The organism is Acinetobacter sp. Res13-Abat-PEC15-P4-01 (assembly GCF_015676285.1).
Taxonomy (GTDB): domain Bacteria; phylum Pseudomonadota; class Gammaproteobacteria; order Pseudomonadales; family Moraxellaceae; genus Acinetobacter; species Acinetobacter nematophilus.
In genome coordinates, this window is sequence record NZ_JADAIN010000010.1 from 45148 (window position 1) to 71801 (window position 26654).

Genomic DNA, 26654 nt, shown 5'->3' on the forward strand with positions numbered 1-26654 from the left:
AATTTTTATACTTAGAAATTCATGATTTTATAAGTATCGTTTGAAATTAAGGGAATGTATAAACAATGTTGTATCTGGAAGATTTAAACGTAGGTGATCATTTTAAAAGTCGTGAATACGAAATGACTTTGGATGAAGTTTTAGAATTTGCACATAAGTATGATCCACAAGTTTTCCATACAGATGCTGAAAAAGCCAAAGATCACCCTATTTTTAAAGGATTAGCTGCAAGTGGCTGGCATACATCCGCTGTTACTATGCGTCTTTGGACTGAATGCTTTCCCGTTGCGTATGGACTGATTGGTTCAGAATCCAGCTTACGTTGGCCTAGACCGACACGAGTCGGTGATCGCATTCATGTCGATGTTGAAATTGTTTCGATTACACCTTCTAAAACTAAAAATGATCGTGCTATTGTGACTTATATCACACAAGCTAAAAATCAAAATGATGATGTATTGCTTATTTCAACCACCAAAATTGTGGTATTTAAACGTAATTTTGATGCGCATTAATCCTGAATTTGTCTTACAATATTTAAGGGTTTTTCCATATCATGACAATATGATGAAACAAGTAAAAGCAATGTTCAGAGCAATGGAAAGCACATGAAAACAGTCTCAGCTCGCCAAGATCAGGGAATTCCTGGTGTTTATGGACTATTATTATTAGATATCGTTTCGCGTTGGGGATATAGTGCGGAAACATTATTTGCACCGTTTAACTTTACCAGTGAACAGCTCGCTGAACCTGATTGCCGTATTCCTACACCACTTGCCAATGAACTCATTAAACATGCGCTGAAACTCACAGGCGAAAGTACCTTGGGTTTTCACCTTGGAACGCAGATGCGTATTTCAATTCATGGATTTATTGGCTATGCCATCATGACCGCGAATGACATCACTGATGCATTGGTACTGGCAAATCGATTCATTCAATTGCGTATGCCCTTTTTGCAATTGTACTTCTCTACATTCGGTGAAAAAGCCACATTGCAATTGCAGTGTGATATTGAAATCGAACCTTTGCGTACTGAAATTGTGATGGGGCTGACTTTTGGGATCATGACCATGGCAAAGGCATTAACTGGGATTAATGACCTGCATGGCGATATTGATTTTGATTTTCCAAAACCTGATGGTTTTGACAAATATATTGAAAAATTATCCAAACAATACACCATGCGTTTTGAACAGCCTCATTTGATTGCAAGTTTTGACAAATCATATTTAGGTTTGAAAATGGTCAATGCAGATCCGATTGCCAGTCAAATTGCCATTAACCAATGTGAAGCTGAACTTTCAGCTTTAGGTGAAAGACGTCGTTTAGCTATGCGTGTACGCGATATTCTGACTCATTCAGAGCAGCATTACCTCAGTATTGAAAATGTTGCAGACCGTCTGCATATGTCAGACCGTACATTAAAGCGTCAGTTGGCTGCTGAAGGTACTTCTTTTTCGACTTTGGTCGATGAAGTGCGTTATCGCCATGCGACTTCGCTACTTTCTCGTACCGACTATACCCTTGAGCAAATCGCGGATGAACTTGGTTATAGTGATGTGGCAAATTTTAGCCGTGCATTCAAACGCTGGAGTGGACGCAGTCCTAGCAGTTGGCGTAAAGATCCGTACTTATAATATGTTTTACACTGATTATTGATTTATATGAATAAGTTTATCAGTATCTCTGCTTTTTGTTTTGTTTGAAAAAGCGGTATAAATCGTGGCAAAAATAAATGGATTAATGGAGTCATTATGAATCATCCTTCTGATTTGAAATATGCAGCTACACATGAATGGGTAAAAATTGAAGGTGATCTTGTGGTTACTGGTATTTCTGACCATGCTCAAGATGCTTTAGGTGATCTTGTTTATGTGGAAGCACCAGAAGCCGGCAGCCGTGTAACTGCAGGCGCTCAGGCAGGTGTCGTTGAATCAGTGAAAACAGCATCGGATATTCATGCTCCTGTTTCTGGTGAAGTGGTCGAAGTGAATACTGCGCTTGAAGATGATCCTGATTTTGTCAATGAAGACCCATATGGCAAAGGTTGGATTTATAAGATTAAACCAGACAATATCGCTGATGTTGAAAAGCTACTCAGTAATACTGAATATGAAGCTGGGCTTTAATTTTAAAACGCAGCAATAAAAAGACCAGAATATTCTGGTCTTTTGTTTTTCTTAAATTAGATGACATAATTTATTATTTTCTTAGGTCTAATCTGGTTAATATTGGATATTCTATAAAACAACCATTTGCCCAACCACTAATCACAGTCTGTGCATGAAAAGCTGAAAGAAGTGCAGCATACATTTCTTTAAACATGTAATGATTTTTTTGTAAAACTACTGCATTAGAAACAGCACACCCTTCTCCAGTTGCAACTGGACTTTTTAATTCAATAACAAGTACATTCCAATAATCATGAATTGTGATTGCACTAATTTTTGAGTTAGAGAAGCCACTATTTGCAAATACAGAATTGCAAAATAGGAGGTTAAAGCATAATACGATAAATATTTTTTTCATATTTTGACCAGTTTTTATATTTTAAGTTATTATAACAAAAATGATCTAATTATCAATTTATTCTATAAAATATAAATATATTTTAATCTGAGTTTTACAATGAATCAATATGATGAAAAAGTGATCCGAGCTTATCAAACTGACTCTACCATTAGAGTCTATCAAGCCTTTTCAGATGAATTGGCATCACTGGCGGTTAAGCATAATTCTTTTAAAGATAATCCCCATTTCAAATTAACTCGAATGACATGGATTAAGCCTTCATTTCTATGGATGATGTATCGTGCTGGCTGGGGAAATAAAGATAATAAGCAACAAAGGATTTTAGCAATCGATATATCAAAAGAAGGCTTTGACTGGGCATTAGCTCATAGTTGTTCAAGCCATAAACCTATAGCAATTTCAACTGATGAATGGAATATAGTTAAATCGAAAACTCCTGTAAGAGTTCAGTGGGATCCTGAACGAAATTTATTGTTAGAACCTTTAAAGTACAGAACTATTCAGATCGGTCTAAGTGGTATTGCAGTTGAACATTACATTAATAGATGGATAACTGGTATCATCGATATAACAGAAGAAGCAAAAGAAATCTCTAATTTAGTTGTACAACATAAATTTAAGGAAGCAAGTTTATTACTTCCAAATGAAAGTATTTATATTCCAGATCAAACTATTGAGGTGGCTAAACTTTAATTCCTAAGATCTTAAATTGCTCATTTGCGAATCCTCTTAGCGTGGGGTCTGGATCATTCAGAAATTGATTTAGATATTCCAAAGCTTTAGGACAAGAAATATTTCTTCCGAATCCAAAGAAAGCCCTTCTAGCAATAGATCGCTCCTCAAAACCTACTAAATATTGAGGTATAAATATTATCGCTTCATATAAAAAATCAAGATATTTACAACTTATTTTTTTAGAAAAAATACTAAGAATGTTTTCATGCTCATGGTGCCACTCACTAAAGTATATTTTTTTAATAAAACAAAATATATTATCATCGACATCCTGATTATCAATAATAATATAAAACATTCCAAGTATTAATGCATATTCATCCTTATTAAATTCAGCCAACTTTAATAATTCAAAACCGAAAATCTGATTGTTTTCAATATCAAGTCCAAGTATTGCCTTTAATGTATCTACTTCAATATTTTTAAAGAAATGATCTTCCAGAGCTTTTTTTTGTTCAACACTAAATATCATAATAAAACTCCTAAAATTATCTTGGAACTTCTTTAAATCTTATAATATTTTGATTAAATAAATCTAATCCCTTACCCCGACCTAGACCAATACTTATGATTCCACCAGACATTCCATATTCTTCACTTTTAATAAGAACACTACTTGATCCCCAACCACTTCTATTAATTGGTAAACTAGCATATTGCGGAAAACTACTTACAGCTTTTGATGTATCTCTTGTGGCAATTTTTAGCATCTGATCATAGAACTGTGGGTTAATCTGGAACTCAACGGTTACTCCTTTATAGGTTCCTTGAGCATAAGCTAAGTTAGGTGAAATAAATGTTCCACTTGCTGTTCCAGGCAATCTTCCTGTAGTTTGGAGTATCAAATAATCAGCTTGATCCATAGTTCTATAAACTGTAGCAGGTTTTGAAAGAAAAGTATAAAGCGGAAGGCTAGAAGCTGATAATGCCATTCCTGTTCGTAACATATTAGCTTCAAATAATAATGAAGCTCCGCTATAGCCTAATAAGGCTGCATCACCGACTCCGCTTGGAGGAATATTATTTACATTAGGCGAATCTGATCTTAAATTATCTAAAGCCCATATTCCAAAGGCAATTAAAGGTATTTGAACTGCTCTTCCATCAGGATCACTAAAAGCATAAGTATCATTCCACCCATATTGATAACGATTGGTCTGCCCATGCCCTTTCATAATAAAAGTCACAGGATCAGGTTGATAAAACCTCCCCAACACAGGGTTATAGTGACGTTGCTTTAAATAAACCAAATCATCAGCGTCTTGAACCCCACCGACAAAAGCATTGGGGTTCTTTAAATTGCTTGGCTTCTTATATTGCAGTTGTTGACCAAAAGGTGCGTATTGATAAGACTGACTGACTACACCCTGTTCATTGATCACTTTTAAAGTTGAGCCATCAAAGTTCTGAACATGATATTGAATCCGATCCTTCGCCAGTGTGAGCTGACTAAGGAGTAAAACAAAACTCAACAACATCAATTGAACAGCAGATGACCAAACTTTGTTTGACTGCATATTTTTATTTTTCATCGCTTTTATCATTTTTATTCTCATGATTTTCCCCTTAGTCATCTTCCAAGATCATATCTAAGATTGCAGGTAACCAAGCTGCCATATCTTCGTCAGGATCAGGTTCATTCGGATGAATCAGAGGATCTAAAACGCCTTTAGCCCCCAATAACTTATATTCATAACCATCTTTGTGACCATCACCATCTGAGTCAGGGTTATTCGGATCAGAACCAATAAAACGTTCAAGATAATCAGGTAAGCCATCATCATCGCTGTCCACATAACTGTCCAACAAGTTATTGATACCAAACTCAGCGCCTTCAAAATCATTCATCAAATCGAAGCCTTTACTGTTGGTATCTGGATAGCGCTCTAATGTTGCAACTAATTTTCCAGCGACATAAACATAAGCTTTGTTATAACCAGATTGATGGTTAATGTCATAAACGAGATTACCTGCGGAATCATAGATATAGTCAGTAATTCCATCATCACGTACGGCACGAACACGTAAGCCTTCAGTATTATAAATATAGCTTTCATTTCCATTTTTACTGATACGGTAATAAGCGTCATAATCCAAAGCACGAATACCGTCATTGGTGACATTACCCATGGCATCATAACTAAAGTTATATGGTGAGCCATTCACATTACCTAAACGTGATGTTCCATTTACATAATTATAGGTATATGAAGCAGGTGCAACGATTTGACTCTTGGAGGTGATATTGACTGAACTAATATCATCATTGTTATAAGAATACTGATAACGTGCCTGATCGAGCTCGACTTGTTTCATTAAGCCTGTACCATAGCGATCAATGACAGCATTATAAGTCGCCCCACAATAATCACTCATTCTATTGATACGATTCAAAGCATCATAACCATAACCAATATTCAGCACACATTTATTCAAACTGGTCGAACTTACCCCAGTAGGTAAGCCACTGTTGGAGTACGCATATGTCCAAGCCACATCTCCATTTGCCTGTACCGATGTCAGTTGATGCATTGAATTATAATTCAGTCCCTGAATCACGTTTGGTATCGAATAAACTTCACCAAAGGCATTCTGATCAGACAAACTCACCAACTTCCCATTTGGATAAATAATTGAAACCACTTGATTGAGATTGTTATAGCCAAATGTTGTGGTATAGCCATAGTTGGCATTGTTGGAATTAATATTTTGTGTCAATGAAACAACACGACCAAAGCCATCACGCCCATAACCTTGAGATGTATTGGCATTACTGCTTGAGTTTAAACGACCTGCTAAACTATACCCATAATTGGTTGTTACACCACGCCACGTACGAGAACTGATCAAATCATTGATTGGATAATATTGGATTGTCTCAACTGAACCATCTTGGTGGCTGATCGTTTTGATTCTACCTGTCGCATCATAGCCATAAACTTTTTGACCATTGATGCCATTATCACGTTCAGTCGCTAAAGAACCATTACTGTTATAGCTATAACTTTGTGTAGACGCTCCTGATGTAGCTACAGTAGGCTTTAATAAACCTAGATTGTAGTCTGTAGAGGTCGTAAACACAGAACCATCACTACCTTTGCGGTTGACCAGTGTTTTAAGGTTTGCACTAAAATCACCGACCGCTAAATAATCAGATTCAGTCGTTCCATAAGCATCAGAACTGAGACTGATTGCACCCGTACGTCCACTACAGGATTGATAACAATAGTTAATCGTTACACCGTTGTCGTTTACGGTCAATGGTCGATCAAAAATATCATAACTGGTTCGGACGCCTTCACTTGTGCCGTTCGTTGAAGGGTTTGAACTAAAGGTCACGTTGCCAAAAGCATCATAGCTATTAGAATTCACCACTGTTTTATTTGAAGTGTTTTCTGATGAATAAATAAGAAGTCCATCACCATTGTATTTTTCAGACTTACTATAACTACCACCATTTTGCATGGTTCTGGTAATGTTTAAACCATCATAATTAATATGGGTATAACTCAAACCAACAACAGGAGTTTCAACTATTAAACGACCTGCATCATCATATTGCTTTTGTGAACGTATACCATCTGCGTCAGTATGGAAGGTAATATTACCAAGATCATCAACTGTATTCGTTTCTTGTCCACCATTGGCTAAACGTATATTGATTGGTATACCCTTTTTATACCCTGAGTATTGTGTAATTTGCTGACCATTTCCAACATCTACTTCTAAAGGTAAACCTGTATGTTTTTCTCCTGTCATATAACCAGAGAAACAGCTCGCAAATTTAGACCAAGCAAAATCTGCTAAATTCCCAAGACAAGCACTAAATGAAACTGTTTCGTACTTAAACTTGGTTATACGCCCCTCTTTAGTTTCTGATGTAATTGCACCTTGAGCATCATATTCAATGGTTTGAGTTGTATAAGCACCTGTAGTTTTTTGACGAGGTAATCCCGTAATCCACGGTAAATTACCATCATTTACAGCGCTATTATTCGAATCTGCATTAAAATAACTTATGCTGACACTTGGCAAAGATAGATTGCTGGTGCCTTTTAGTCCTGTCGACTCAACTGTTTGAGCATTTCCATATTGGTCAAAATCTTTATAGATTGTGCTATACGAACCATGATGATTCACTGTTTTTTTAGACATTCTCACCAGTGAAACATCTTCGTTATCCGTATAATTATCATTGGTTGTTTTTGGTTTTTGCCCAATGAGATTGAGTAACACCCATTCATAGGATTCAGTTCGTGAATCAATCGTTACTCGCTTAAGTAAACCATGTAAAAAGCTTTCAGCAATTCCACCTTCAAAAGCATTCATGACATAAACATATGCCTTCGTAAGACCTGTAGTTGTATCTTTGGTTGTTACAGTAGTTGTTTGTTCTTTTGCATCTTTATTACGGCTGTATACATAGCTAATTTGCAATGAATTGGTATCTATACCTGAATAACTTGAACTGGTTACTTTATAAGATTTCGTTTCAGCAAACCCTGGACGAGATTCATTGATGAGTGAATATGTCCAGTTGACTGATTTTGTATTCACTAAACCATTTGAAGAACTCTTATAATAATTAATACCCGTTAAATCGCTGTAAAACCATAGAAAATCTTGGTCTGTCATACTTGTCGATGCTGGTGTAGCATTACCAACAATTCGATAAGGACCACCATAACTATAATTTACAGCGTCACCTGAAATATAACCAGCTGTTTGTAAATAAATAAATGCAGAATTTTTGTCTTGAAAATCGCCTATAGTACCTCCTGTTGGTATTGTATCTGTCAACTTATAGTTCGATAAATTTTTTTGGCTCGTGTAGTTATAAGAAGTCCATTGCTTATAACCCCCATTGATATACCTAAGAATTTTCTTAAGTGTTATATCTCCTGAAATATTATCGAATTGGCTTTCATCTGCATTTTCAGTTCCATTTTTGCTCTTTACATAGTTGAGTACGAGTTCAGGAGCATTTTCATTCACAATTTTCCCATCAAGGGTATGTTGCACTGATTTTAAGAAAAATTTATTTGTATAATTGAATCCATTGTAAATCAAAGTATTGGTTTTTTTATTAGAATAATTAAGTAGATAAGCTTCATTAAATTGATTTTCAATTCTTGAAGCATAAATTGAAACACGTCCAGGAATATATTCACTCCCAAAAAATGAAGTGAAACCTGTTTGATTTTCTCGGTTTTCACTAGGGAAATGGTACGTAACACCACTGATTGATCTTACAACAAAATCTTTTCCTGAATTTGTACAGCTGATATACCAATTATCTTGAGAAATATATTTTGCTGATTGGGGGTACCCAGAAATACCTGCCTTAATTGGGTAAAAAGTTATATTTTTTTGACCAGGTAAATATAGACTAATTGGTCTTTGTCTTGAATCAACATTAGATGAAGTATTTAAAGATGAAGTTTGTGATATTCCATTTAGAAGAAATGGAGATTTTATTTTTTCAATATTGTGATAATACAGATATCCTATTATTACTTGTCTAATAACGCCATCCATCAGTGCGTTATTTGTTTGTACTGTAAAAGATGAATTAACTGCAAGATTATCTAAAACTGTACTAATATTGCCTGTCGTTAATCTTGTACCATTAATTAAAATCGTTACCTGCCCAGTTTGCAACACATTAGTTATACTTTGCCTATATTTTCCTTTTTCAGTTGTAGCCTGAGCCTGAGATATACTTAAAGCATTTACATTGTTTTTGAATGCATTAAATAATTGCATTTGCAAGTTAAAAGTAGCATTTTGCGCTTGTTGTTTATTATATTGGGCATTTGCATCCCCTGTTAAACTACCAAAATACTGCACTAAATTTATAATTGTATTTAATGTTTGATTAGCTAATGCTGCATTTGCTTGATTTACATACGTCTTTTCAATTTTATCTCTAAAACTAGAATTTGTAAGAGATGCAGAATAACTTGGTCGTCCAGAACTATTATTGGTTGCATCACCATTCTCTTCACATATGCCTGAACCACTGTCGCCTTGGAGCTTAGTTGAGGGTCCAGTCATCATCACCAATCTTGGTGACTCTAACTCCCAATTCCCCATAGAACGAAAACCATTATTGACCTTTCCATAAGAACGGGAAAGTGTAAAATTCAACCCTCGCTCGCCCTTTAAAGTAACTTCTGGAATATCATAGACAAGGTTTCCACTCATTAAGTCAACATAACCATTCGGTGTTTTTTCTTGTCCTGTATCCCCAACACTTTGATCAGAAGGAAATGAAGTCATTGCAACAGACCAGTCAATTGGTCCTGCATAGAGGACCGAACAAAATAAACTGAATATCAAACTAAGTATTATTTTCATAAGTATTTCCATTTTTATAATTAGATTGTATTTATAATTAGCGTTCTACACTAACCATACTTATATCTTCACCATCACCCCAACGATTACAAGTATTTGATCCTTCTATAAATACAGTTTTATTAGTAGCCTGAGCCATCATCAAGAGTGCTAATTGCCTTTTCCCCGCTGGGCTATTTTCATTTTTAATCACCATGTACCAATTCGTTGCGCACGTAGGTCTATTTCCTATTCGTTCACCTGAGATATATACCCAAACTAAACCATCTTCATCTCTCACGTTAATCGCCTGAACTTTCCCCTTGTATGTACTCGCTAAAGCATTTCCAACAAAGATCAATTGAAACATGATAAAAACAACGAATGATATTTTTTTCATTTTAATCCTGTTTACTTTTTCTAATAAGTCGTATATAAAAAATACATATTTTTAAGAAAAAATACAATATCCACACAATTAATTCATAATATTTATTAGTGAGGCTTCAAATGCTGAAAAAAATGATGTTGCTCTTCATACTGATGACGATTAATTTTTCATCGTTTGCTGCTGAGAATATTACATATAGAAAAATTACGAGTATTGGTTGTCACCATATTGATGGTACATGCTATGTAAGTTTATCAGGAGAACCTTTCGGCAACACTTTGAGTTGTCCATATAAAAATATAAATCAATTTCGTTTTGACGCATCTACTGTTATTGGGAAACGAACATATGCATCACTTTATGCTGCTTACTTAGCTAAAAAATTTGTTGATGTTTATTTAGACGGGTGTTCATCGGATGGAAGACCATCTATCGCATGGTATACGATTTATTAGAGGTAAAAAATGAAATACATTTTAGTTTTAATATTCAGTATGTTTTTTTGCAATCTCTCTTTCGCACAAGTTGATTGTGGACCTTATAAAGTTATGAGTATTCAAACACAAGAAACAGATTTATTAGCATTACTAAAATCCCAAAATGGTCGAGAATCATGGAGGCAAATCGGTTCATGGTCAAAACCATCAACAAAACCATATTTAGCGATTCTTATGCAAGCCTATGCAATGAAAAAGAATATTACTTTGCGCTATATTGCTGACAGTTATAATTGTGATGAAACTGACTATGTAACCGTACCGTGGATGCTAAGAATGTCATAACTTAATCGGAAAATTAAAATGAATAAAAAATTATATTCGTAATTGCCTTACTTTTATCATCAATTACTTCTGCTGGTGAAAATGTTTTAAATAGATAAATATTAGACATAGGGTGCCACATGACTGATGGAACATGTTACGTAACTCTAACTGGTGAATCATTTGGCGCATATGAAAATTGTCCAAGTAAAATGACAAATACATTTAGATTTAATAGCAGTTCAATCCATGGGCGTAGGGCTTATGCTAGTTTTTATGGCGCTTTCTTATCAAAAAAAACTGTAGAAGTTTATATAGATGGTTGTTATGAAACAGGTAGTCCAACCATTACCTATTATCACGTCAATTAAGGTAGCAAAAAAATGAAAAGAATAATCTTGTTGTTACTTATTTTGCTCAACCAATCTGTTTTTGCTGCAATGTGTACAGGACGAGTAAGTGGTGTGTCAATAAATCCGCGTACAGGTGGAGTTTTTGCCTCTAGTGTAGGAGGTTTAAGTAGCCCTTTACTGTGCAGTACATCAACAACATTAAATGAAATTTCTCCCTCAAATTGTAATAAGTTATTTGCTGTATTGCTCACCGCACAGGTTACAAAGAAATCAGTAACTTTATTTTTTTCTGGTCCACAAAGTTGCTCAGATTTTCAACCATGGACTTTAGCTGGAGGATTTTATCATTATATTTTAAACGATTAATTGACTACAAATGCATTCTAAAATTCAAACAATAACATTTAAATCAAGGAAATACAGCGATGAAGAAAATATTATTACTGGTGATTCTACTTACTCAGCAAGTTTTTGCAGCTGAAACATATGTACATGGAAATATAACCTCAATAACTAGCATTACTGAAGGATTACTTATTCGACTTGAAGAAGGAAATCTTCCCACAGTTTGTAATGGCACTCCTTACGGTTGGATGCTGATTCCTCAAACTAGTAAAGTTATCCTAGGGGTAACTTTGGCCCAATGGTATCAAAAGAAGCGAAGTGTAGTTGTCTACGTTGAACCTTATTCTGGTAATGGGTTTTGTAGAGTGACCCAAGTACAACCTGGCTAGTGAAATATATAAATTTAAGCCTTACAGATATTTAAAGATATATTTCTGATTCATCGCACTATACAAAATATTTAAATATACCCCACTTTATCTATAAAAAATTAAGTGGGGGATTTTAAGACAACCTGTTATTTAGAAATACAATTTAATTTGTATTTACGCCGAACACGCTAAAGTCTTTTCAGAAAGCTGTTCAGCCACATCTAAAAGCAACTGCTCAGTCTTAGTCCAACCTAGACAACCATCCGTAACAGATTGACCATAGGTCATATTACAAGAAATTTTCTGATTGCCATCAACCAAATGACTTTCCAACATGACACCACATACATGGGTTAAATGTCTTTCTTCAATAATCTGCTGTAAAACCAATGGTTGTTTTAAAGGATCTTTACTGCTGTTGCCATGGCTACAGTCAATCACCAATGCAGGTAATTTTCCCTGATGTTGATGACGGATTTGCTGAATCGATTCTGCATCATAATTGGTCCCTTTGTTTGAACCACGCAAGATGATATGCGCCAAAGGATTGCCCTGACTATGTACGATACACGGTGTACCTTTTTGGCTCATCGCAAGGAATTGATGCGGATGGCTTGCAGATTGGATTGCATCTAAAGCAATTTGAATCGAGCCATCGGTACCATTTTTGAAGCCGATGTTGAAAGGCATATGACTTGAAATTTCACGATGGATTTGTGATTCACTGGTCCGTGCACCAATTGCGCCCCATGCCAATAAATCATCAAAATATGCCGTTGCCATTGGACTTAAAATTTCACTGGCAATCGGCAGACCTTTTTCTATAATTTGTAAATACAGTTGGCGTGACTTTTCCAAACCCAACTGCATATTTGCAGAGCCATCTAGATTCGGGTCATATAAGAAACCTTTCCAGCCGACAGTTGTACGTGGTTTTTCAATATAGGCACGCATCACCAGAAAAATATGGTCTGAAACTTTTTTTTGTAGTTGGATAAGACGATCTGCGTATTCAAGTGCAGATTTTTCATCATGAATTGAGCATGGGCCTGTAATCACAAGCAAGCGGTGGTCTGAACCATCCAGAATGTTTTGAATTGTTTGACGTTGTTCAAATATTTGTAAGGCAAGCTTATGTTGTAATGGGAATTTTTCTTTTAACTCAACAGGCAGAGCCAACTGAGTTTCTATGGTTTGATCTTGTTGTAAAGCAATATTTAGAGCATTCATCACGTATTCCTTTGGACTCTCAATCAGTCCTAACTTTTATTTGAGCGTATGGGATCTATTCAAATGGGCAATCAGATTGTTCATTTGACCAAAGTAAAACCAATAAAAGTTACTAAAGTATACTGCGTTAAATTTCATCATGATATTCTCCAAAATCTTTAAATTAAAACGATTTAAAATCTTTAATATTAGGCATAAAAAAACCTGACCGGGGTTGCCCGATCAGGTATTAACTTGGATGGGCAACCATTTCAGTGCCCGAACGACTTCAGGCAACTATCTAAAGAATTGCCAGAAATAATAAGAAGTAGCGATTGTAGCTTGCTTTAACATCTTTATATCGTTCATAAAATCTGTATTGAATTTACAATACTCGGTGTGTCATGACTTTTCAAGCTATTTTTAAAAAAATTTTGATTTTATATAAATACCCTGAATTTGGCATATCTTTAGTAATATACATATGGTGAAACGGTAATCTCTCTAGCCAACATTTTTTTGACTTGATCTGCGGTGATCGCTGCACTAAATAAGAAACCTTGACCGAATTTGCATCCTATCGCAATTAAACTGTCTAATTGTTGAGTGGTTTCGATTCCCTCGGCAACAATATCTAAAGATAGAATTGGACCCAGTTTGGCAATTCCTTCAACGATTGCCTTGATTGAATCTTCCTCATGCATACGATTCACAAAATTATAGTCGATCTTCAGACTATCTACTGGATAATCTCGGATATGTGACATTGAAGAATGCCCTGTCCCAAAATCATCTAATGCGATACGCACCCCTGCATTTTTAAGTTTTTTTAATGCCCGAACCACATATTCATAACCACGATCTGCAAGCACATGCTCAGTTATTTCAATTTCAATCAAATGTGTCGGAATTGCATAGTTCATTAGTCGTTTAAGTAAAGTTTCAGCATAATTATCCCGCATAAACTCTACCGGAGATGCATTAATCGAAATGGGAACCACCTTTAATCCCAGACTCATCCAGTACGACATATCGGTAAAAATACGATCATGCATAATTTCACTGATTTTAGTAGCCAACTCAAAATCATTAAATGCTTCTGCGACAGTAGAAGGGAAATACACCTCTCCCTCCGGATCTCGCCATCTCAGTAACGCTTCAAATCCAATAATTGAACAATCATCGAGTTTTACTTTAGGCTGATAGAATGTTTCTACCTGATTACTCCGAATCATGTGTCGTGCAGTATGTAATTGTTTAGCTTTCCGCTGTGCTGTTTCAAACATGTCAGCCCCAAACATACGTACACCACCACGCCCACGTTCTTTTAAATCATTCAATGCCGTATCTGCACATTTTAAAAGTCCCGAACCATCTTTCGCGTCATCAGGATAAATCGAACCACCAATACTCATCCCGCCGTTTAATAGCTTGCCACTATAAGTAATTGGAGCTTCTAATTGTTTTAATAATTTTTTTGAGATTGTTTCAATTCGTTGATGGCTTTCTACTTTTTCAATCACCACTGCAAACTCATCTCCACCCAGTCTCGCAATATAGGCATGTTCATCAAGACAATTGGCTAGTCGTTTCGATAGGACCTTGAGTAAATGATCTCCCGCTGAATGCCCTAAAGTATCGTTGATATGTTTGAAATGGTCGAGATCAAGCAACAATAATCCAATTTTGCCACGGCAATCTCGGGCTTTACCAATTGAGGATTTCAGTCTTTTTTTGAATATACGACGGTTCATCAGACTCGTCATTTCATCAAATTCGCTGTTTAGTCTTAGCTTTTCTTCAGCAATGCGTTGTTTGGTAATATCTCTTGATACACACAGAATACTGGTGGTTTGTCCTAGTGCATTGACTATAGGCGTCAATATATTGTCCCAATACATCGTGACATTATTAAAAACACTCTTTCCGGCAAATCGGACATTTTTCCCTTTTGCTGCTTCTTTGATTGCCTTTTTACCCTGCTCTCTCACTTCAGGAGGTAACAGATCCAGCCATTGCATACCAAAAGCAGTGACGTTCTCCTGCCCAAGTAGTGCCCGACAGCCTGCTTTATTCATATGTGAAACAAAACCATCAGGACTAATGATTTTGATACAGTCAACACTGACATCCAACATGTCGGTATTGGCTTTTAATAGTTGTCGGGTTTCATGTAATTTTGAAAAATGCTCATGAATGTGGGTACAGGTGATTGTCCAATCGAAATATTTCTTTTGATATAACGTGCTTTGTGCAATTAACAAAAACCATTGATATTCACCATCATGTCGTTTGATACGACATTCTTGTTCAAAACGCTGACCTGTCTTTTGAGCTTTGGTCCAAATGTCATGGATAAGCGTTCTATCTTCTGGATATAAAAAATCCATCCATTGATGAACGTCAATATTATTATGATCAATTCCGAAATATTGCTTTAAAGCGGTATTAGAATAAGTTTCACCAAATTTAGTCATCCAAATTAAATGTGGAAGTTGATCTAAAGTAAACTTAACTTCATTTGAAATTTGCACACACTGCGGCTTTATAGAATTCCGAGACGAACTCACCTGATTCATATTACGATCATAAGGTAAATGAGCGCCAGCCATAGATTAATCCTATAATATCAGTGCAAATTCAATATAAACTCTTTTTCTAGATGATATATTTTAGTCACATGTTTATTTTGCGATCATTAACAGAAATGTTAAGCCTTTCATTTATCAGGAAATAAATTGAATCAGATCACACTTCAAAAGAAGAGTGTAAAATTATAGACAAAATGAGCGATAAAATCTATGTTTAAATGACTTGCTAGTTTTTTTCAACCTATCTATATCTGATTATTGCGGACATGTTTATTCGCAATAATCAATGCAAGTTTTTTATACTAATCTTGGTGCAAGCGCCTATTTTTCTGGAAAATTTTCCATCATTTAAAATAATTTAGCGGTAACTTTAGGTAACGAATCCCATTACTTTCAGCTTCCGGAAACTTACCCGCATCCATATTGATTTGAATCGCTGGAAGAATCAGTTTAGGCATGGATAAAGTTGCATCACGTTGTTCACGCATGTCAATAAATGCTGCTTTAGTAACACCTGTATGGATATGAATATTTTTTTGGCGTTGGGTTTTGATATCGGTTTGGCAGCGATAGTCTGTACGTGACTCAGAAAGATAGTCATGGCATAAAAAAATACGAGTGTCATCTGCCAGTTTAAAAATCTGCATGACAGAATCATAAAGTTGTGCTGCACTACCTTTAGGAAAATCACAACGAGCAGTACCATAATCTGGCATAAACAATGTATCACCAACAAATGCCGCATCGCCGATCACATAAGTTAAACATGCAGGCGTATGACCAGGTGTCGGAATATTGTAAGCCTCTAATTGACCTATTTTAAAAACTTCATGGTCTTTAAACAAATAGTCAAATGAGTGATGTGAGTTTAATGTTTTTATATCGACATGATAAATTCGGCTAAAAGTGTCTTGTACGATGGCAATCTTTTCACTCATTGCAATTCGTCCACCGAGCTTTTGCTTTAAGTATTGAGAAGCCGTTAAATGATCAGCATGTACATGAGTTTCCAAAATCCAGTCAACACAAAGTTGCTCTTGTTGAACATATTCAATGATGCGATCTGCATGCTTTGTACTGGTTGTCGCTGATGCTGCATCATAATCCAATACGCTGTCAATAATTGCACAACATTTAGTTGTTGGATCGGTCACAACATAACTGAACGTGTTGCTGTTTTCATCAAAAAAATCTTGAACTATTGGATTCAACACCACCTAAACTCCTGCAATTTTACGGTGAATAAGCACACCAACCAACATGGCGACAATAAAGTACATAGCCGAATAAACGCCTGCGCCAATCAAAGTAAATGCGGGGGCTGGACATATGCCTGCAATTCCCCATCCTATTCCAAAAAGCACAGCGCCAAGGATTAACTTTGTATCAATTTTCGTATTGGTCGGTAAGTCGATTTTTTCATTAAATAGTGTGACTGGCTGACGTTTTACTTTCTGAAATGGTAAAAATGCGACCATGATCGCTCCGATCATGACAAAAGCCAAACTAGGGTCCCAATGACCAGATATGTCTAAAAAACCAATAACTTTTGCAGGATTCGACATCCCAGAAAGCATCAGACCAATTGCAAATAAACCACCAAAAACAAAGGCAAATAAATTTTTCATGTTCATGCTCCCAATAGATGACGCATCACATAAACAGTGATGAATCCTGCCAGCATAAAAGTACAGGTTGCAATAATTGAACGCTTGGATAAACGGCTAATCCCACAAATACCATGTCCACTGGTACAGCCTGAACCCAGTCGCGTACCAAATCCAACCAAAAGACCTGCAATGATCAATAAAATTGGATCTGTCGTCATCATTTCAATTTGTGGATGAACAATGGAAGTATAGATAAATGGTGTGATCAACAAACCTAATAAAAACCATAAGGCTGGCGTCTTCAACAGCATTTTAGGATTTAATACCTGGGCAACCAAGCCACTAATACCAGCAATACGTCCATTTACCAGTAGATAGCCGACAACAGCCAGTCCAAGTAAAGCGCCGCCAATGAAAGCAAGGATAAAATCATGCATCGTTTTAAACCCAAACAATATATGTTTTTATAATATATATTTTTATACTTTATACAAGATCATTTTTGTATAAGGACATAAACTCCTAATCGATAGGAGCTAAAACAAAGTACAACCACATTTGCAATGGGAGTTTTTAGCTTGACTGAAAAAAGATCCTCTCTTGAACGTCAAGTGAATTCATTCAAAACTTTGTCAACAAACCATTTAGGAAAGTAATGGACAGCTGGGTTTAATTTTAATACTTCAGCATTCTCGATTTCAGCAATGAAAGATGCCCTTTCCCCTTCGCTTGAATTATCAAAAATATATGCGCGATCAGAAACTTCAATCGCTGACATCAATAAATCCAAACTCCGATGATAACGTTCATAGACCTTTTTTTCCGGAACATCATGCCCACCTGTATATACACGATACTTAACACGTGCAATATTTATTTTAGGATCTACAGTCGCAACATAGTATAAATATGTCTTGAACCCTTGACGCTTCGCTTCACGTAAAAAATCGACTTTACTGACATGCGACATTACAGTTTCAAAGGTAAAACTTATTTTGAGCTTTAAAAATTCCATCCGAATAAAATCAATGATGCGCGCACAAAGATAAGAATCTATTTCTGCTAATTCAAAAACGATCACTTGATCATTCATGATTTTGGGTTGAGAGGATAATAGTGGTACTAATTTTTCATTTCTTTTACGCTTATTTTGGTTTAGAAACCTTAATAAAGCAGAAGCTGATAAATCTGTGTGATAATCGCTTAAACGAAGTTGCTGAGTCGCATACAACTGCTTTTCCAGTTCATCAGCATTTAAATACGCTCCAATTTGATTCGGCGCTAAATAGTCTTTGATGGTGCTTTTACCTGATCCATTCGGACCAGCAAACATTCTTATTCTTGGTGGTCGCATGTAAAATTATGCCAAGACCTCTTGTTTCTTTTTACGCTTTAAAACACTACGTTTGAGTTTAGGCAATGTATATGCTGCCGATAAGTCTTGAATAACGGTTATTTCACCATGTAATTGTTGCACAAGCTGACCGTCTTTCACATAAGTGACCCCCATATCAGACAAACTCGCCTGTTTAAATGCATGATGAAATGCATCAATAGCAAGCACTGGAATCGTTGCTTCTTCACGCAATGTCGTTTTCATAACTGTAAATTGGCGCATGGAAAAATTCCCAGCCTATGTGTGCTGTTTGAGTTATCATAACATAAGCGGTATTTTTGTCTATTTATTCAACATCTTTCATACATGTCAATATACCGTTAATATTGTATCGACATCAACGCGTATATATTTATAAAATTGATTTAGAAATTCACGAAAAAACATATGTTCTAACCCATGCGACATGCTTGGACACAGTTATACTAAGCCAAACCATGATGGAACCGTTTTATGCCCAACGATCTTAAAATTGATGTCATGCGTGACTCAGCCTCATCAGTCGTTACGATCCTAAAATCTTTAGCCAATACTGATCGTTTGCTCATTTTGTGTCATTTGGCTCAACAAGAGTTGAATGTTTCGCAAATAGAAGAACATACTCAAATTAATCAACCTACACTCTCACAGCAATTAATGATGTTGCGCAAAAGTGATGTCGTTGCGACGCGCAGAGATGGAAAACAAATTTTTTATTCAATTAAAGACGACAAACTCACGACTGTCTTAAAAATGCTCTACGATCTTTACTGTCCTAAAATTTAAACATTGCAATAATTTAAAAAATTAAAAATAAAAACAGAGACTTATTGTTCAGGCACTTATTGTCGCTATTTTTCTTAGCATTTTTTCTGCATAATATATATGAAAATGTGATAATGACGATTCAATGGCTATTCCTAGATTGCAATTCAATAAAGTTCTCCCTGCTTGGCAATGGTTACAAGACTATACTGTTCCTAAATTTCGAGCGGACTTACTCGCCGCTTTGATCGTTATTGCCATGCTTGTTCCACAAGGAATGGCATATGCAATGGTTGCAGGCTTACCGCCAGTCACAGGGTTATATGCCAGTATTCTACCCATGATTATCTATGCCATTGTTGGCGGAAGTGCAACTTTATCCATTGGTCCTGTTGCACTGATTTCCATGATGACCTTTGCAACGCTTGAGCCTCTTTATGAAGTTGGCTCTCCTGTTTATATTCAAGCTGCATGTTTATTGGCAATTTTAGTCGGCATACTTTCGACCCTACTTGGCATTTTTAGGTTTGGTTTTTTAATTCGTTTAATCAGTCATCCTGTAATTAAAAGTTTTATTATCGCTTCTGCTGTGCTGATTGCCCTTAGCCAAGTCAAGTTTATGTTGGATATTCCCTTAAAATCAGGAAATATCATTGAGTTTATTCAAAGTGCCTGGCAATATCTTCGATTTACCAGTATTGAAACGCTGGTTTTTGGTATTACTGCAATACTGTTTTTGATTTATATGCCAAATGTCTTGAAGTCAAAAATATGTCACGCATTTTCAAATTCTGTGCAATTTTGGATCAAGGCACTCCCCCTTCTCTTGGTGTTTATTTCAATTGCACTGATTCATTTTTTTCATATGGATCAATATGGAATTAAAACCGTAGGTGAAATTCCTTCAGGATTTCCACCGATTGCCATACCCTACTGGAACTGGGATTTGGTGGTTCAGCTTCTCCCCGGTGCAGCCATGATTACAATGGTCAGTTTTGTTGAGTCTATCTCTATAGCTCAGACCACTGCCTTTCAACAGCGCAGTGAATTAAACAGCAATCAAGAGCTTATTGCCTTAGGTCTCGCCAATTTTAGCGCAGGTGTTACTTCGGCATTTCCTGTGACGGGTAGCCTTTCCCGGACTGTAGTCAATGCCGATGCTGGTGCAAAAACGCCAATGGCCGGAGTTTTATCGTCTATTTTTATTGTCATTGTCAGCTTATATTTTACAGGTCTATTTAAAGCCTTACCTTTGGCAATACTTGCAGCAACCATTATGGTATCGATTTGGAAATTAGTCGATTTTAAGCCTTTTATCGAAACTTGGCGTTATTCCAAAGCAGATGGAATTGCAATGTGGGTGACCTTTTGGGGAGTGTTGTGTATCGATATTTCTACAGGCTTAATCATCGGCATTATTTCGACATTTATTTTGTTATTGTGGCGGATTAGTCGCCCCCATATTGCTGTAATCGGGCTAGTTGAAGGTACACAGCACTTTCGCAACATTTCACGGCATGACGTGTTGACCAGCACCAATATTGTCTCAATTCGTATCGATGAAAATTTAACTTTTTTAAATGCCAATACACTAAAAGAATTTGTGATTTTTGAAGTCAGTCAACATCCTGAACTGCATCATGTTGTGATCAATTGTTCAAGTATCAGCAATATTGATGCAAGTGCGCTCGAAACTTTAGAAGAAATTAATAGTGAATTGAGCAAGTTAAACATTCAAATGCATCTTACCGAGATTAAAGGACCTGTCATGGATCGTTTAAGACAGTCGAATTTAATCAATGAACTGAGTGGGACAGTTTATTTAACCCATTATCAGGCGATGCATGCCTTAGATGCTAAAACTTTCAGATAAAAAATCATTTAATTTATCAACAAATTTTAATATGATTGCTGAAAAAGCTATATATTTTTTAATATCTTAATTTTTATGGCGAAAATGTGGTATTTAAGTTTTCGCTTTTAGGTATAGAATAGCCGGCTTGTTCATTGATTTTAGACCAGTTTAGGCAAAAAGGTTCAATATGTTTGCTGCCCTAGCACGTTTAAGTTTAGTTACACGTATTCTTGTTGCCATCATTCTTGGTTTTTTAGTTGCGTATTTATTCCCAAATTCAGCCCAATATTTCAATATTTTAGGCGAGCTTTTTATTAAAGCATTAAAATCTATTGCACCCATTCTGGTATTTGTATTGGTTCTCGCTTCGATCGCTAATTTTAAAGTCGGTGGCGGAGCAAGTAATTTAAGACCCATTCTTATTTTATATGCAATCGGAATGTTATTGGCTGCGATTAGCGCAATAATTATTAGTACCCTATTTCCAAGTACACTTATTTTCACTCATGCCAGTGAAGCTGCTTTGCAACCCCCTGGAAGTGTTGCGGAAGTATTAAAAAATTTACTGCTGAGTTTTATTACCAATCCCATTACAGCATTACATGAAGCCAATTTTATTGGTATTTTGGCTTGGGCTGTTGGTCTAGGCGCTGCGCTTCGTCACGGATCAGAAACGACTAAGCAAATGATTACAGATGTAGCAGATGCAGTTAACAGTATTATTCGTATTGTGATTTCATTTGCGCCAGTAGGTATTTTTGGTTTAGTGGTTGCTACTTTCGCACAAGCCGGTTTAGAAACCTTAAAAAATTATGCACATTTGATTGCAGTCCTTGTGGGAACCATGTTGTTTGTCGCATTGGTCATCAATCCACTGATTGTGGGTATTGTGATGCGTAAAAATCCATATCCTTTGGTACTCAAGTGCTTAAGAGAAAGTGGAATTACTGCCTTCTTTACCCGTAGTTCTGCAGCAAATATTCCTGTCAATCTTGATCTCGCAAAACGATTGGGTGTAAATGATACCACTGCGAATGTTGCCATTCCGTTAGGTGCCACAATCAACATGGCTGGTGCTGCAGTCACTATTACGGTACTCTCTCTTGCAGCAGTACATACCCTCAATATTCATGTTGATATTGTCACCATGGTTATCTTATGTATTGTATCTGTTTTATCTGCATGTGGGGCTTCAGGTGTTGCCAGTGGTTCTTTATTACTGATTCCAATTGCATGTGGTTTGTTTGGGATTCCTTCAGAAATCGCGATGCAAGTAGTGGCTATTGGAATGGTCATCAGTGTATTGCAAGATTCTACAGAAACTGCATTAAATTCATCTACTGATGTTATATTTACAGCAGCAATTGACCTGTCAAAAAGGTAATTTGTCGACCATATGAAGAAAAGAAGGAATTATGCCTCTTCAATATTTACCAGCCTGGATTCAGCTTGGTGCTTTTATGCTTGCAATCAATGCAGGCATAATTAATGTATTGGGCTTAATCACGGTTCTACACCAATCCATTTCTCATATGACCGGCAATGCCAGTCTGTTTGCGCAAGCATTGGTACATCAACAGTATAGTCATGTGCTTTATCTCTTACTGATTATGATCTGTTATGTACTCGGTTCAAGTTATAGTGGCTACATATTGGGTAATAGTCATTTTCAACTTGGTCGCAGATACGGCATCCCGCTGAGTCTAGTCAGTATCTTTATCTTTCTATGCTGGATCTTTATTCCCTATCACCCTCAATACGCATTACTTTGGGCAAGTGCCGCCATGGGTATACAAAATGCCATGGTGAGCCATTACAAAGGTACAATTATTCGTACCACACACCTTTCAGGTGTATTAACAGATTTAGGTTTGGCATTAGGCTACTTTTTCAGAGGGCTTGTGGTTGAAAGACGCCGGGTAACTTTGCATTTGCTGATTCTTTTTGGATTTATTCTTGGTGGAATCATTGCCAGTATCATTCATCCTTATTTACAATTGAATGCATTCCTTATCCCTGCTGGATTAAGTTTAATATTAAGCTTAGTGTATTGGTTTATTTATTTTCGACATGGCTCGAAACACAGTTAATCGTTGGTTATTATTATGGTTAAAAATGCATTACAAGCGCAGTTACTCAAAGCTGGCTTAGTTGATAATAAAAAAGCAAAGAAACTTTCTAAGCAAGCACAACATGAACAGCGTACTGGTCAGAGTAATGAAGCTGAACTGAAAGCAAAAATTGAGCAAGACAAACAGGAAAAAGTATCTAAGGACCAAGCACTCAATCAAGAAAAACAAAGAATTTTAGATGAAAAAGCATTAAAAGCATCAATCATCCAGATGATTAATCAACATAAAATCAAAGATACCGATGGCGATGTCACTTACCAGTTTATTGATGGTTCAATTAAGAAAATTTACATCAATCAACAGGTTTATAATGCTTTGGTTTCTGGTAGTCTCGTAATTGCGCATGATCACGATGCTTATGCGATTTTACCCAAAGCCTTAGCTGACCGTATCAACGAGAAAATGGCTGGCTTTATTATTGTCAATAATTCTGAAAAAAATGAACAGATAACGGATGAAGAAGATCCTTATGCCGCTTACATTATTCCAGATGATTTAATGTGGTAATTTTGGGGCAGCTTAAAACTATCTGTCATTATTTACAACATGGATTGTGCTCTAAGATCAATTGATTAGGCACAATCTTAATTTAAACTTACATAACTGAATATAAATAACATCATTTCAATTTAGCGATATGTTTAACGTATTGAACAATCACCTGCTCCGAAAAGTTGCAGATGATCTTTTCCGTCATCTCATCATTGCATCGATATAGCTTATCTTTGCTCATAACTTGCTTTTAAAGCTCATTACTCAGATGATATTTTGATCAACAGCCTCATCATGGGGTGCTGAATGCAATCAAAGATAAAAGCCCAAAATCACAAAACTGAGCAAACAAACAGTTTCAGCAATCTCAATACTCGCACCAATCGTATCGCCTGTAATACCATCAATACGCTGAATAAACTTATGTCGGAGATAAATCAGAGTCAGAATAAAGAGAATTGCAGTGGCTAAACCAACCCAGACAAAATATCCGACTGCCAATAAACTGATACTGAAGATAATGATTGACCATGTTTTTGGGATATATTGCGCAATGGTAGAACCTAAGCCCTTTTCACGAACATATTCTGTCGTCAGAAATAAAAAAAGTGGCGTTAAACGTCCAAAAACAGGAAATAGCACCAAAGCAGTATAAAGTTGTTTTTCAAGTAAAACATACAAGGCAGACCATTTAATTATACAAATGATGATCAGGCTTAATACGCCAATAGGCCCACAGGCAGGGTCTTTCATTATCCTGAGGGTATTTTCTTTGTCACCGAAGCCACCCACCCAAGCATCAGCAGTATCTGCCAAACCATCCAGATGAAGACCACCCGTTAACCAAATCCAGATTACCAAAATAAAAGTACTTAATAAAACAATGGGTAAAACATGCAATAGGCTCGCTACAGCATAAAGTACTAAGCCAATTAATAGCCCCACCACGGGATAGAATAATAATGAACAGCCATTCTGTTGTGGTGAAGGTAATGTTTTTAAGTGAACAGGAAAAATCGTTAGAAACTGCAGTGCAATAAAAAATGGAGTCATTTAACATCCTCCAAAAGTTCTAGTTGCATGGTTTCACTGTCTAGAATAAAGCGATTTAATTGCCCTAAATCAGCAGTCATTTTTAAAATATCATCTAATGATTGTTGCAGCGCCATGCACTTTAATAATTTAATTACACCGCCATGTGTAACCACCAAAGCCGACTGGCTGTTTGAAGCCAACATATGCTGTTGAATCGAATGCAATGCTTGATTGATTCGAGATTGAAAATCTAAATATTTTTCAGCATTGGGTGGCGTAAAACGAGTAGGATATTGCCAAAAATTTGCCAAAAGCTCAGGGGCGTCTGTATAAATCTGCTGAACAGAAATACCTTCCCAGTCACCAAAATGTATTTCCTGAAGTCGTTGATCTTGCAGAAGCGGAATGCTGACGTGTTGTGAAAAAGACTGCGCAAATTGTGCACAACGCTTTAAAGGTGAACTAAATATATAATCCCACTTTGTATGAACTGAGTTTTGATCTAAGAATATACTCTGGTGCATTTGCTGCCAGCCCAATTCTGTCAAATCATCATCAGTCGAACCACGCAAGGTATGACTTAACGTAGTTTCGCCGTGACGTAGTAGATCAACCCTCAGTTTCATTTATCTGCTCTTATTTTGAATATTTTAAACTTTTTCACCAATCACAGCAGCTTCAGCAAATGTTGCCATATTGTTATGTAAGCTACATGCGAGTTTGATAACCCCTAGTGAAGCCCCTGCTCCACTTCCTTCACCCAAGCGCAAATTCAATTTTAGTAATGGATCAGCATTAAGTTGTTTTAATATACGCAAGTGACCATATTCAGCAGATTGATGCCCAAACAACATCCACTGACGAACTGCAGGATTCAACTGAACTGCCACCAAAGCTGCAACAGAACTGATAAATCCATCCACAATCACAGCCAAACCGAGCTGAGCACAACGAATATATGCACCAACCATTGCTGCAATTTCTAAGCCACCCACTGCACAAAGCGCCTTAAATACATCACTTTTAACATAATTTTTATGCATTTCAACAGCATTTTTAATTATATTTTTCTTGTGGATCAATTGTTCTTCTCGAATTCCTGTCCCTACACCAGTTAATTGCTCTGCCGGTTCATTCAATAAAAAGCTTGCCACGGCGGATGCAGCACAGGTATTCCCGATTCCCATTTCTCCAGCAATGTAAATCGAAGCATGATTGGCAAGGGCTTTTTCAACACTTTCACGTCCTAAATCCATAGCCTGAGCACATTGTTCTTCAGTCATCGCCACTTGTTTTGCAAAGTTTGCTGTTCCTGGCGCAATACAGTGACGTTCAACGCCTTGATATTCATAAGCATCTCCAACCGTGCCACAATCAATCACTTGCAATGTTGCTGAATATTCTTTGGCAATCACACTGATGCATGCACCGCCTGTGGCGAAATTTTGCAACATTTGACGTGTTACCGCTTGCGGATAGGCAGACACATTTTCTGCCATCACCCCATGATCACCTGCAAAAATTGTAATCCAAGGATGCTCTACCTGTGGTTTGGAATTGTTTTGTAGACTTGCAAGTTGCACAGCAACATTTTCTAGTGCAGCAAGCGAACCTGTCGGCTTGGTCAATTGGGACTGACGCTCTTCTGCCTGTTGTTTCATCTCGGCATTTGGAACTTTGCATGCTTCTAACCACCAACTCATTGTTTTTCTCCATTTCAATCATTTTAAACGTATAAAAAAATCAATTAAATATATGAT

At 36.5% G+C, this 26654-nt stretch carries 29 protein-coding genes; 14 read left to right on the forward strand and 15 right to left on the reverse strand.

Annotation, left to right across the window (positions count from 1 at the left end; all coding sequences use genetic code 11):
- Positions 1-65 precede the first annotated feature (65 nt).
- The 3 genes from IMO47_RS03015 to gcvH all read left to right on the forward strand — a co-directional run bounded on the left by IMO47_RS03015 (position 66) and on the right by gcvH (position 2132).
- Positions 66-515: a MaoC family dehydratase gene (locus IMO47_RS03015; protein WP_004830661.1), complete on the forward strand. Its 450-nt coding sequence runs from the start codon at positions 66-68 to the stop codon at positions 513-515.
- A 93-nt stretch (positions 516-608) separates the two neighbouring features.
- Positions 609-1640: an AraC family transcriptional regulator gene (locus tag IMO47_RS03020; RefSeq protein WP_196076653.1), complete on the forward strand. Its 1032-nt coding sequence runs from the start codon at positions 609-611 to the stop codon at positions 1638-1640.
- Between the two features lie 117 nt (positions 1641-1757).
- Complete coding sequence (gcvH, locus tag IMO47_RS03025) at positions 1758-2132, forward strand: glycine cleavage system protein GcvH (protein ID WP_196076654.1); 375 nt, start codon at positions 1758-1760, stop codon at positions 2130-2132.
- 73 nt (positions 2133-2205) lie between these two features.
- Here gcvH and IMO47_RS03030 read toward each other — a convergent pair whose 3' ends face one another.
- The gene (locus tag IMO47_RS03030) at positions 2206-2532 is read right to left on the reverse strand and encodes a hypothetical protein (RefSeq protein ID WP_196077859.1); all 327 of its coding nucleotides are present in this window, start codon (positions 2530-2532) and stop codon (positions 2206-2208) included.
- Between the two features lie 99 nt (positions 2533-2631).
- On the opposite strand from IMO47_RS03030, the gene IMO47_RS03035 reads away from it, so the two are divergent.
- The gene (locus IMO47_RS03035) at positions 2632-3228 is read left to right on the forward strand and encodes a DUF4291 domain-containing protein (RefSeq protein ID WP_196076870.1); all 597 of its coding nucleotides are present in this window, start codon (positions 2632-2634) and stop codon (positions 3226-3228) included.
- Here the strand turns inward: IMO47_RS03035 and IMO47_RS03040 are convergent.
- The 4 genes from IMO47_RS03040 to IMO47_RS03055 are packed head-to-tail and all read right to left on the reverse strand — an operon-like array spanning position 3218 to position 10009.
- The gene (locus IMO47_RS03040; protein WP_196076872.1) at positions 3218-3742 is read right to left on the reverse strand and encodes a hypothetical protein; all 525 of its coding nucleotides are present in this window, start codon (positions 3740-3742) and stop codon (positions 3218-3220) included. The genes IMO47_RS03035 and IMO47_RS03040 overlap by 11 nt on opposite strands.
- Before the next feature lie 16 nt (positions 3743-3758).
- Positions 3759-4802: an RHS repeat-associated core domain-containing protein gene (locus IMO47_RS03045; RefSeq protein WP_196076885.1), complete on the reverse strand. Its 1044-nt coding sequence runs from the start codon at positions 4800-4802 to the stop codon at positions 3759-3761.
- Between the two features lie 34 nt (positions 4803-4836).
- On the reverse strand, positions 4837-9630 hold the full coding sequence (locus tag IMO47_RS03050; protein WP_196076873.1) for an RHS repeat protein: 4794 nt from the start codon (positions 9628-9630) through the stop codon (positions 4837-4839).
- 37 nt (positions 9631-9667) lie between these two features.
- Positions 9668-10009: a hypothetical protein gene (locus tag IMO47_RS03055; protein ID WP_196076875.1), complete on the reverse strand. Its 342-nt coding sequence runs from the start codon at positions 10007-10009 to the stop codon at positions 9668-9670.
- Positions 10010-10119: 110 nt separating this feature from the next.
- On the opposite strand from IMO47_RS03055, the gene IMO47_RS03060 reads away from it, so the two are divergent.
- From IMO47_RS03060 to IMO47_RS03080, 5 genes are all read left to right on the forward strand, one after another.
- On the forward strand, positions 10120-10455 hold the full coding sequence (locus IMO47_RS03060) for a hypothetical protein (RefSeq protein ID WP_196076877.1): 336 nt from the start codon (positions 10120-10122) through the stop codon (positions 10453-10455).
- Between the two features lie 9 nt (positions 10456-10464).
- Entirely contained in the window at positions 10465-10782 is a 318-nt protein-coding gene (locus IMO47_RS03065) for a hypothetical protein (RefSeq protein WP_196076878.1), read from the forward strand.
- A 119-nt stretch (positions 10783-10901) separates the two neighbouring features.
- Positions 10902-11132, forward strand: a complete 231-nt coding sequence (locus IMO47_RS03070) for a hypothetical protein (RefSeq protein WP_227552137.1) — start codon at positions 10902-10904, stop codon at positions 11130-11132.
- Between the two features lie 12 nt (positions 11133-11144).
- Positions 11145-11480, forward strand: coding sequence for a hypothetical protein (locus IMO47_RS03075; protein WP_196076880.1), 336 nt, complete (start codon positions 11145-11147; stop codon positions 11478-11480).
- 59 nt (positions 11481-11539) lie between these two features.
- Positions 11540-11848 (forward strand): ABC transporter ATP-binding protein, encoded by a 309-nt coding sequence (locus tag IMO47_RS03080; protein WP_196076881.1) that lies wholly within the window; start codon positions 11540-11542, stop codon positions 11846-11848.
- A gap of 156 nt (positions 11849-12004) precedes the next feature.
- On the opposite strand, the gene IMO47_RS03085 is transcribed toward IMO47_RS03080, so the two are convergent.
- The 7 genes from IMO47_RS03085 to IMO47_RS03115 all read right to left on the reverse strand — a co-directional run bounded on the left by IMO47_RS03085 (position 12005) and on the right by IMO47_RS03115 (position 18858).
- Positions 12005-13060 (reverse strand): 3-deoxy-7-phosphoheptulonate synthase, encoded by a 1056-nt coding sequence (locus IMO47_RS03085; protein WP_196076883.1) that lies wholly within the window; start codon positions 13058-13060, stop codon positions 12005-12007.
- Between the two features lie 449 nt (positions 13061-13509).
- Positions 13510-15651: a bifunctional diguanylate cyclase/phosphodiesterase gene (locus tag IMO47_RS03090; protein ID WP_196077086.1), complete on the reverse strand. Its 2142-nt coding sequence runs from the start codon at positions 15649-15651 to the stop codon at positions 13510-13512.
- Between the two features lie 323 nt (positions 15652-15974).
- A complete protein-coding gene (locus tag IMO47_RS03095) occupies positions 15975-16844 on the reverse strand; it encodes an MBL fold metallo-hydrolase (protein ID WP_196077085.1) in 870 nt (289 codons plus the stop codon).
- Positions 16845-16847: 3 nt separating this feature from the next.
- Entirely contained in the window at positions 16848-17258 is a 411-nt protein-coding gene (locus IMO47_RS03100) for a DUF6691 family protein (RefSeq protein ID WP_196077084.1), read from the reverse strand.
- A 2-nt stretch (positions 17259-17260) separates the two neighbouring features.
- Complete coding sequence (locus IMO47_RS03105) at positions 17261-17677, reverse strand: YeeE/YedE family protein (RefSeq protein WP_196077083.1); 417 nt, start codon at positions 17675-17677, stop codon at positions 17261-17263.
- 170 nt (positions 17678-17847) lie between these two features.
- Positions 17848-18594: a zeta toxin gene (locus IMO47_RS03110; RefSeq protein WP_196077082.1), complete on the reverse strand. Its 747-nt coding sequence runs from the start codon at positions 18592-18594 to the stop codon at positions 17848-17850.
- 6 nt (positions 18595-18600) lie between these two features.
- Positions 18601-18858: a hypothetical protein gene (locus IMO47_RS03115; RefSeq protein ID WP_196077081.1), complete on the reverse strand. Its 258-nt coding sequence runs from the start codon at positions 18856-18858 to the stop codon at positions 18601-18603.
- A gap of 231 nt (positions 18859-19089) precedes the next feature.
- Between IMO47_RS03115 and IMO47_RS03120 the strand changes: the two genes are divergently transcribed.
- The 5 genes from IMO47_RS03120 (at position 19090) to IMO47_RS03140 (ending at position 23874) form a co-directional block, all read left to right on the forward strand.
- Positions 19090-19401, forward strand: coding sequence for a metalloregulator ArsR/SmtB family transcription factor (locus tag IMO47_RS03120; protein WP_196077080.1), 312 nt, complete (start codon positions 19090-19092; stop codon positions 19399-19401).
- Between the two features lie 124 nt (positions 19402-19525).
- The gene (sulP, locus tag IMO47_RS03125; protein ID WP_196077079.1) at positions 19526-21253 is read left to right on the forward strand and encodes a sulfate permease; all 1728 of its coding nucleotides are present in this window, start codon (positions 19526-19528) and stop codon (positions 21251-21253) included.
- Between the two features lie 169 nt (positions 21254-21422).
- Complete coding sequence (gene sstT / locus IMO47_RS03130) at positions 21423-22619, forward strand: serine/threonine transporter SstT (protein WP_196077078.1); 1197 nt, start codon at positions 21423-21425, stop codon at positions 22617-22619.
- 31 nt (positions 22620-22650) lie between these two features.
- Positions 22651-23325: a YoaK family protein gene (locus IMO47_RS03135; RefSeq protein ID WP_196077077.1), complete on the forward strand. Its 675-nt coding sequence runs from the start codon at positions 22651-22653 to the stop codon at positions 23323-23325.
- A gap of 15 nt (positions 23326-23340) precedes the next feature.
- A complete protein-coding gene (locus IMO47_RS03140; RefSeq protein ID WP_196077076.1) occupies positions 23341-23874 on the forward strand; it encodes a DUF2058 domain-containing protein in 534 nt (177 codons plus the stop codon).
- Between the two features lie 297 nt (positions 23875-24171).
- Here IMO47_RS03140 and IMO47_RS03145 read toward each other — a convergent pair whose 3' ends face one another.
- Genes IMO47_RS03145 through cobT form a run of 3 tightly spaced genes read right to left on the reverse strand, consistent with a single transcriptional unit; the run spans position 24172 to position 26597 of the window.
- Complete coding sequence (locus IMO47_RS03145; protein ID WP_196077075.1) at positions 24172-24912, reverse strand: adenosylcobinamide-GDP ribazoletransferase; 741 nt, start codon at positions 24910-24912, stop codon at positions 24172-24174.
- Positions 24909-25520: a histidine phosphatase family protein gene (locus IMO47_RS03150; RefSeq protein WP_196077074.1), complete on the reverse strand. Its 612-nt coding sequence runs from the start codon at positions 25518-25520 to the stop codon at positions 24909-24911. The genes IMO47_RS03145 and IMO47_RS03150 overlap by 4 nt, the downstream gene beginning before the upstream one ends.
- 24 nt (positions 25521-25544) lie before the next feature.
- On the reverse strand, positions 25545-26597 hold the full coding sequence (gene cobT, locus IMO47_RS03155; protein ID WP_196077073.1) for a nicotinate-nucleotide--dimethylbenzimidazole phosphoribosyltransferase: 1053 nt from the start codon (positions 26595-26597) through the stop codon (positions 25545-25547).
- Positions 26598-26654 lie beyond the last annotated feature (57 nt).

What these genes read in the sequence shown, in the direction of transcription:
- IMO47_RS03015 (WP_004830661.1), top strand. Translation starts at nt 66, where the DNA reads ATGTTGTATCTGGAAGATTTAAACGTAGGTGATCATTTTAAAAGTCGT.
- IMO47_RS03020 (WP_196076653.1), top strand. Translation starts at nt 609, where the DNA reads ATGAAAACAGTCTCAGCTCGCCAAGATCAGGGAATTCCTGGTGTTTAT.
- gcvH (WP_196076654.1), top strand. Translation starts at nt 1,758, where the DNA reads ATGAATCATCCTTCTGATTTGAAATATGCAGCTACACATGAATGGGTA.
- IMO47_RS03030 (WP_196077859.1), bottom strand. Translation starts at nt 2,532, where the DNA reads ATGAAAAAAATATTTATCGTATTATGCTTTAACCTCCTATTTTGCAAT.
- IMO47_RS03035 (WP_196076870.1), top strand. Translation starts at nt 2,632, where the DNA reads ATGAATCAATATGATGAAAAAGTGATCCGAGCTTATCAAACTGACTCT.
- IMO47_RS03040 (WP_196076872.1), bottom strand. Translation starts at nt 3,742, where the DNA reads ATGATATTTAGTGTTGAACAAAAAAAAGCTCTGGAAGATCATTTCTTT.
- IMO47_RS03045 (WP_196076885.1), bottom strand. Translation starts at nt 4,802, where the DNA reads ATGAAAAATAAAAATATGCAGTCAAACAAAGTTTGGTCATCTGCTGTT.
- IMO47_RS03050 (WP_196076873.1), bottom strand. Translation starts at nt 9,630, where the DNA reads ATGAAAATAATACTTAGTTTGATATTCAGTTTATTTTGTTCGGTCCTC.
- IMO47_RS03055 (WP_196076875.1), bottom strand. Translation starts at nt 10,009, where the DNA reads ATGAAAAAAATATCATTCGTTGTTTTTATCATGTTTCAATTGATCTTT.
- IMO47_RS03060 (WP_196076877.1), top strand. Translation starts at nt 10,120, where the DNA reads ATGCTGAAAAAAATGATGTTGCTCTTCATACTGATGACGATTAATTTT.
- IMO47_RS03065 (WP_196076878.1), top strand. Translation starts at nt 10,465, where the DNA reads ATGAAATACATTTTAGTTTTAATATTCAGTATGTTTTTTTGCAATCTC.
- IMO47_RS03070 (WP_227552137.1), top strand. Translation starts at nt 10,902, where the DNA reads ATGACTGATGGAACATGTTACGTAACTCTAACTGGTGAATCATTTGGC.
- IMO47_RS03075 (WP_196076880.1), top strand. Translation starts at nt 11,145, where the DNA reads ATGAAAAGAATAATCTTGTTGTTACTTATTTTGCTCAACCAATCTGTT.
- IMO47_RS03080 (WP_196076881.1), top strand. Translation starts at nt 11,540, where the DNA reads ATGAAGAAAATATTATTACTGGTGATTCTACTTACTCAGCAAGTTTTT.
- IMO47_RS03085 (WP_196076883.1), bottom strand. Translation starts at nt 13,060, where the DNA reads ATGAATGCTCTAAATATTGCTTTACAACAAGATCAAACCATAGAAACT.
- IMO47_RS03090 (WP_196077086.1), bottom strand. Translation starts at nt 15,651, where the DNA reads ATGGCTGGCGCTCATTTACCTTATGATCGTAATATGAATCAGGTGAGT.
- IMO47_RS03100 (WP_196077084.1), bottom strand. Translation starts at nt 17,258, where the DNA reads ATGAAAAATTTATTTGCCTTTGTTTTTGGTGGTTTATTTGCAATTGGT.
- IMO47_RS03105 (WP_196077083.1), bottom strand. Translation starts at nt 17,677, where the DNA reads ATGCATGATTTTATCCTTGCTTTCATTGGCGGCGCTTTACTTGGACTG.
- IMO47_RS03110 (WP_196077082.1), bottom strand. Translation starts at nt 18,594, where the DNA reads ATGCGACCACCAAGAATAAGAATGTTTGCTGGTCCGAATGGATCAGGT.
- IMO47_RS03115 (WP_196077081.1), bottom strand. Translation starts at nt 18,858, where the DNA reads ATGCGCCAATTTACAGTTATGAAAACGACATTGCGTGAAGAAGCAACG.
- IMO47_RS03120 (WP_196077080.1), top strand. Translation starts at nt 19,090, where the DNA reads ATGCCCAACGATCTTAAAATTGATGTCATGCGTGACTCAGCCTCATCA.
- sulP (WP_196077079.1), top strand. Translation starts at nt 19,526, where the DNA reads ATGGCTATTCCTAGATTGCAATTCAATAAAGTTCTCCCTGCTTGGCAA.
- sstT (WP_196077078.1), top strand. Translation starts at nt 21,423, where the DNA reads ATGTTTGCTGCCCTAGCACGTTTAAGTTTAGTTACACGTATTCTTGTT.
- IMO47_RS03135 (WP_196077077.1), top strand. Translation starts at nt 22,651, where the DNA reads ATGCCTCTTCAATATTTACCAGCCTGGATTCAGCTTGGTGCTTTTATG.
- IMO47_RS03140 (WP_196077076.1), top strand. Translation starts at nt 23,341, where the DNA reads ATGGTTAAAAATGCATTACAAGCGCAGTTACTCAAAGCTGGCTTAGTT.
- IMO47_RS03145 (WP_196077075.1), bottom strand. Translation starts at nt 24,912, where the DNA reads ATGACTCCATTTTTTATTGCACTGCAGTTTCTAACGATTTTTCCTGTT.
- IMO47_RS03150 (WP_196077074.1), bottom strand. Translation starts at nt 25,520, where the DNA reads ATGAAACTGAGGGTTGATCTACTACGTCACGGCGAAACTACGTTAAGT.
- cobT (WP_196077073.1), bottom strand. Translation starts at nt 26,597, where the DNA reads ATGAGTTGGTGGTTAGAAGCATGCAAAGTTCCAAATGCCGAGATGAAA.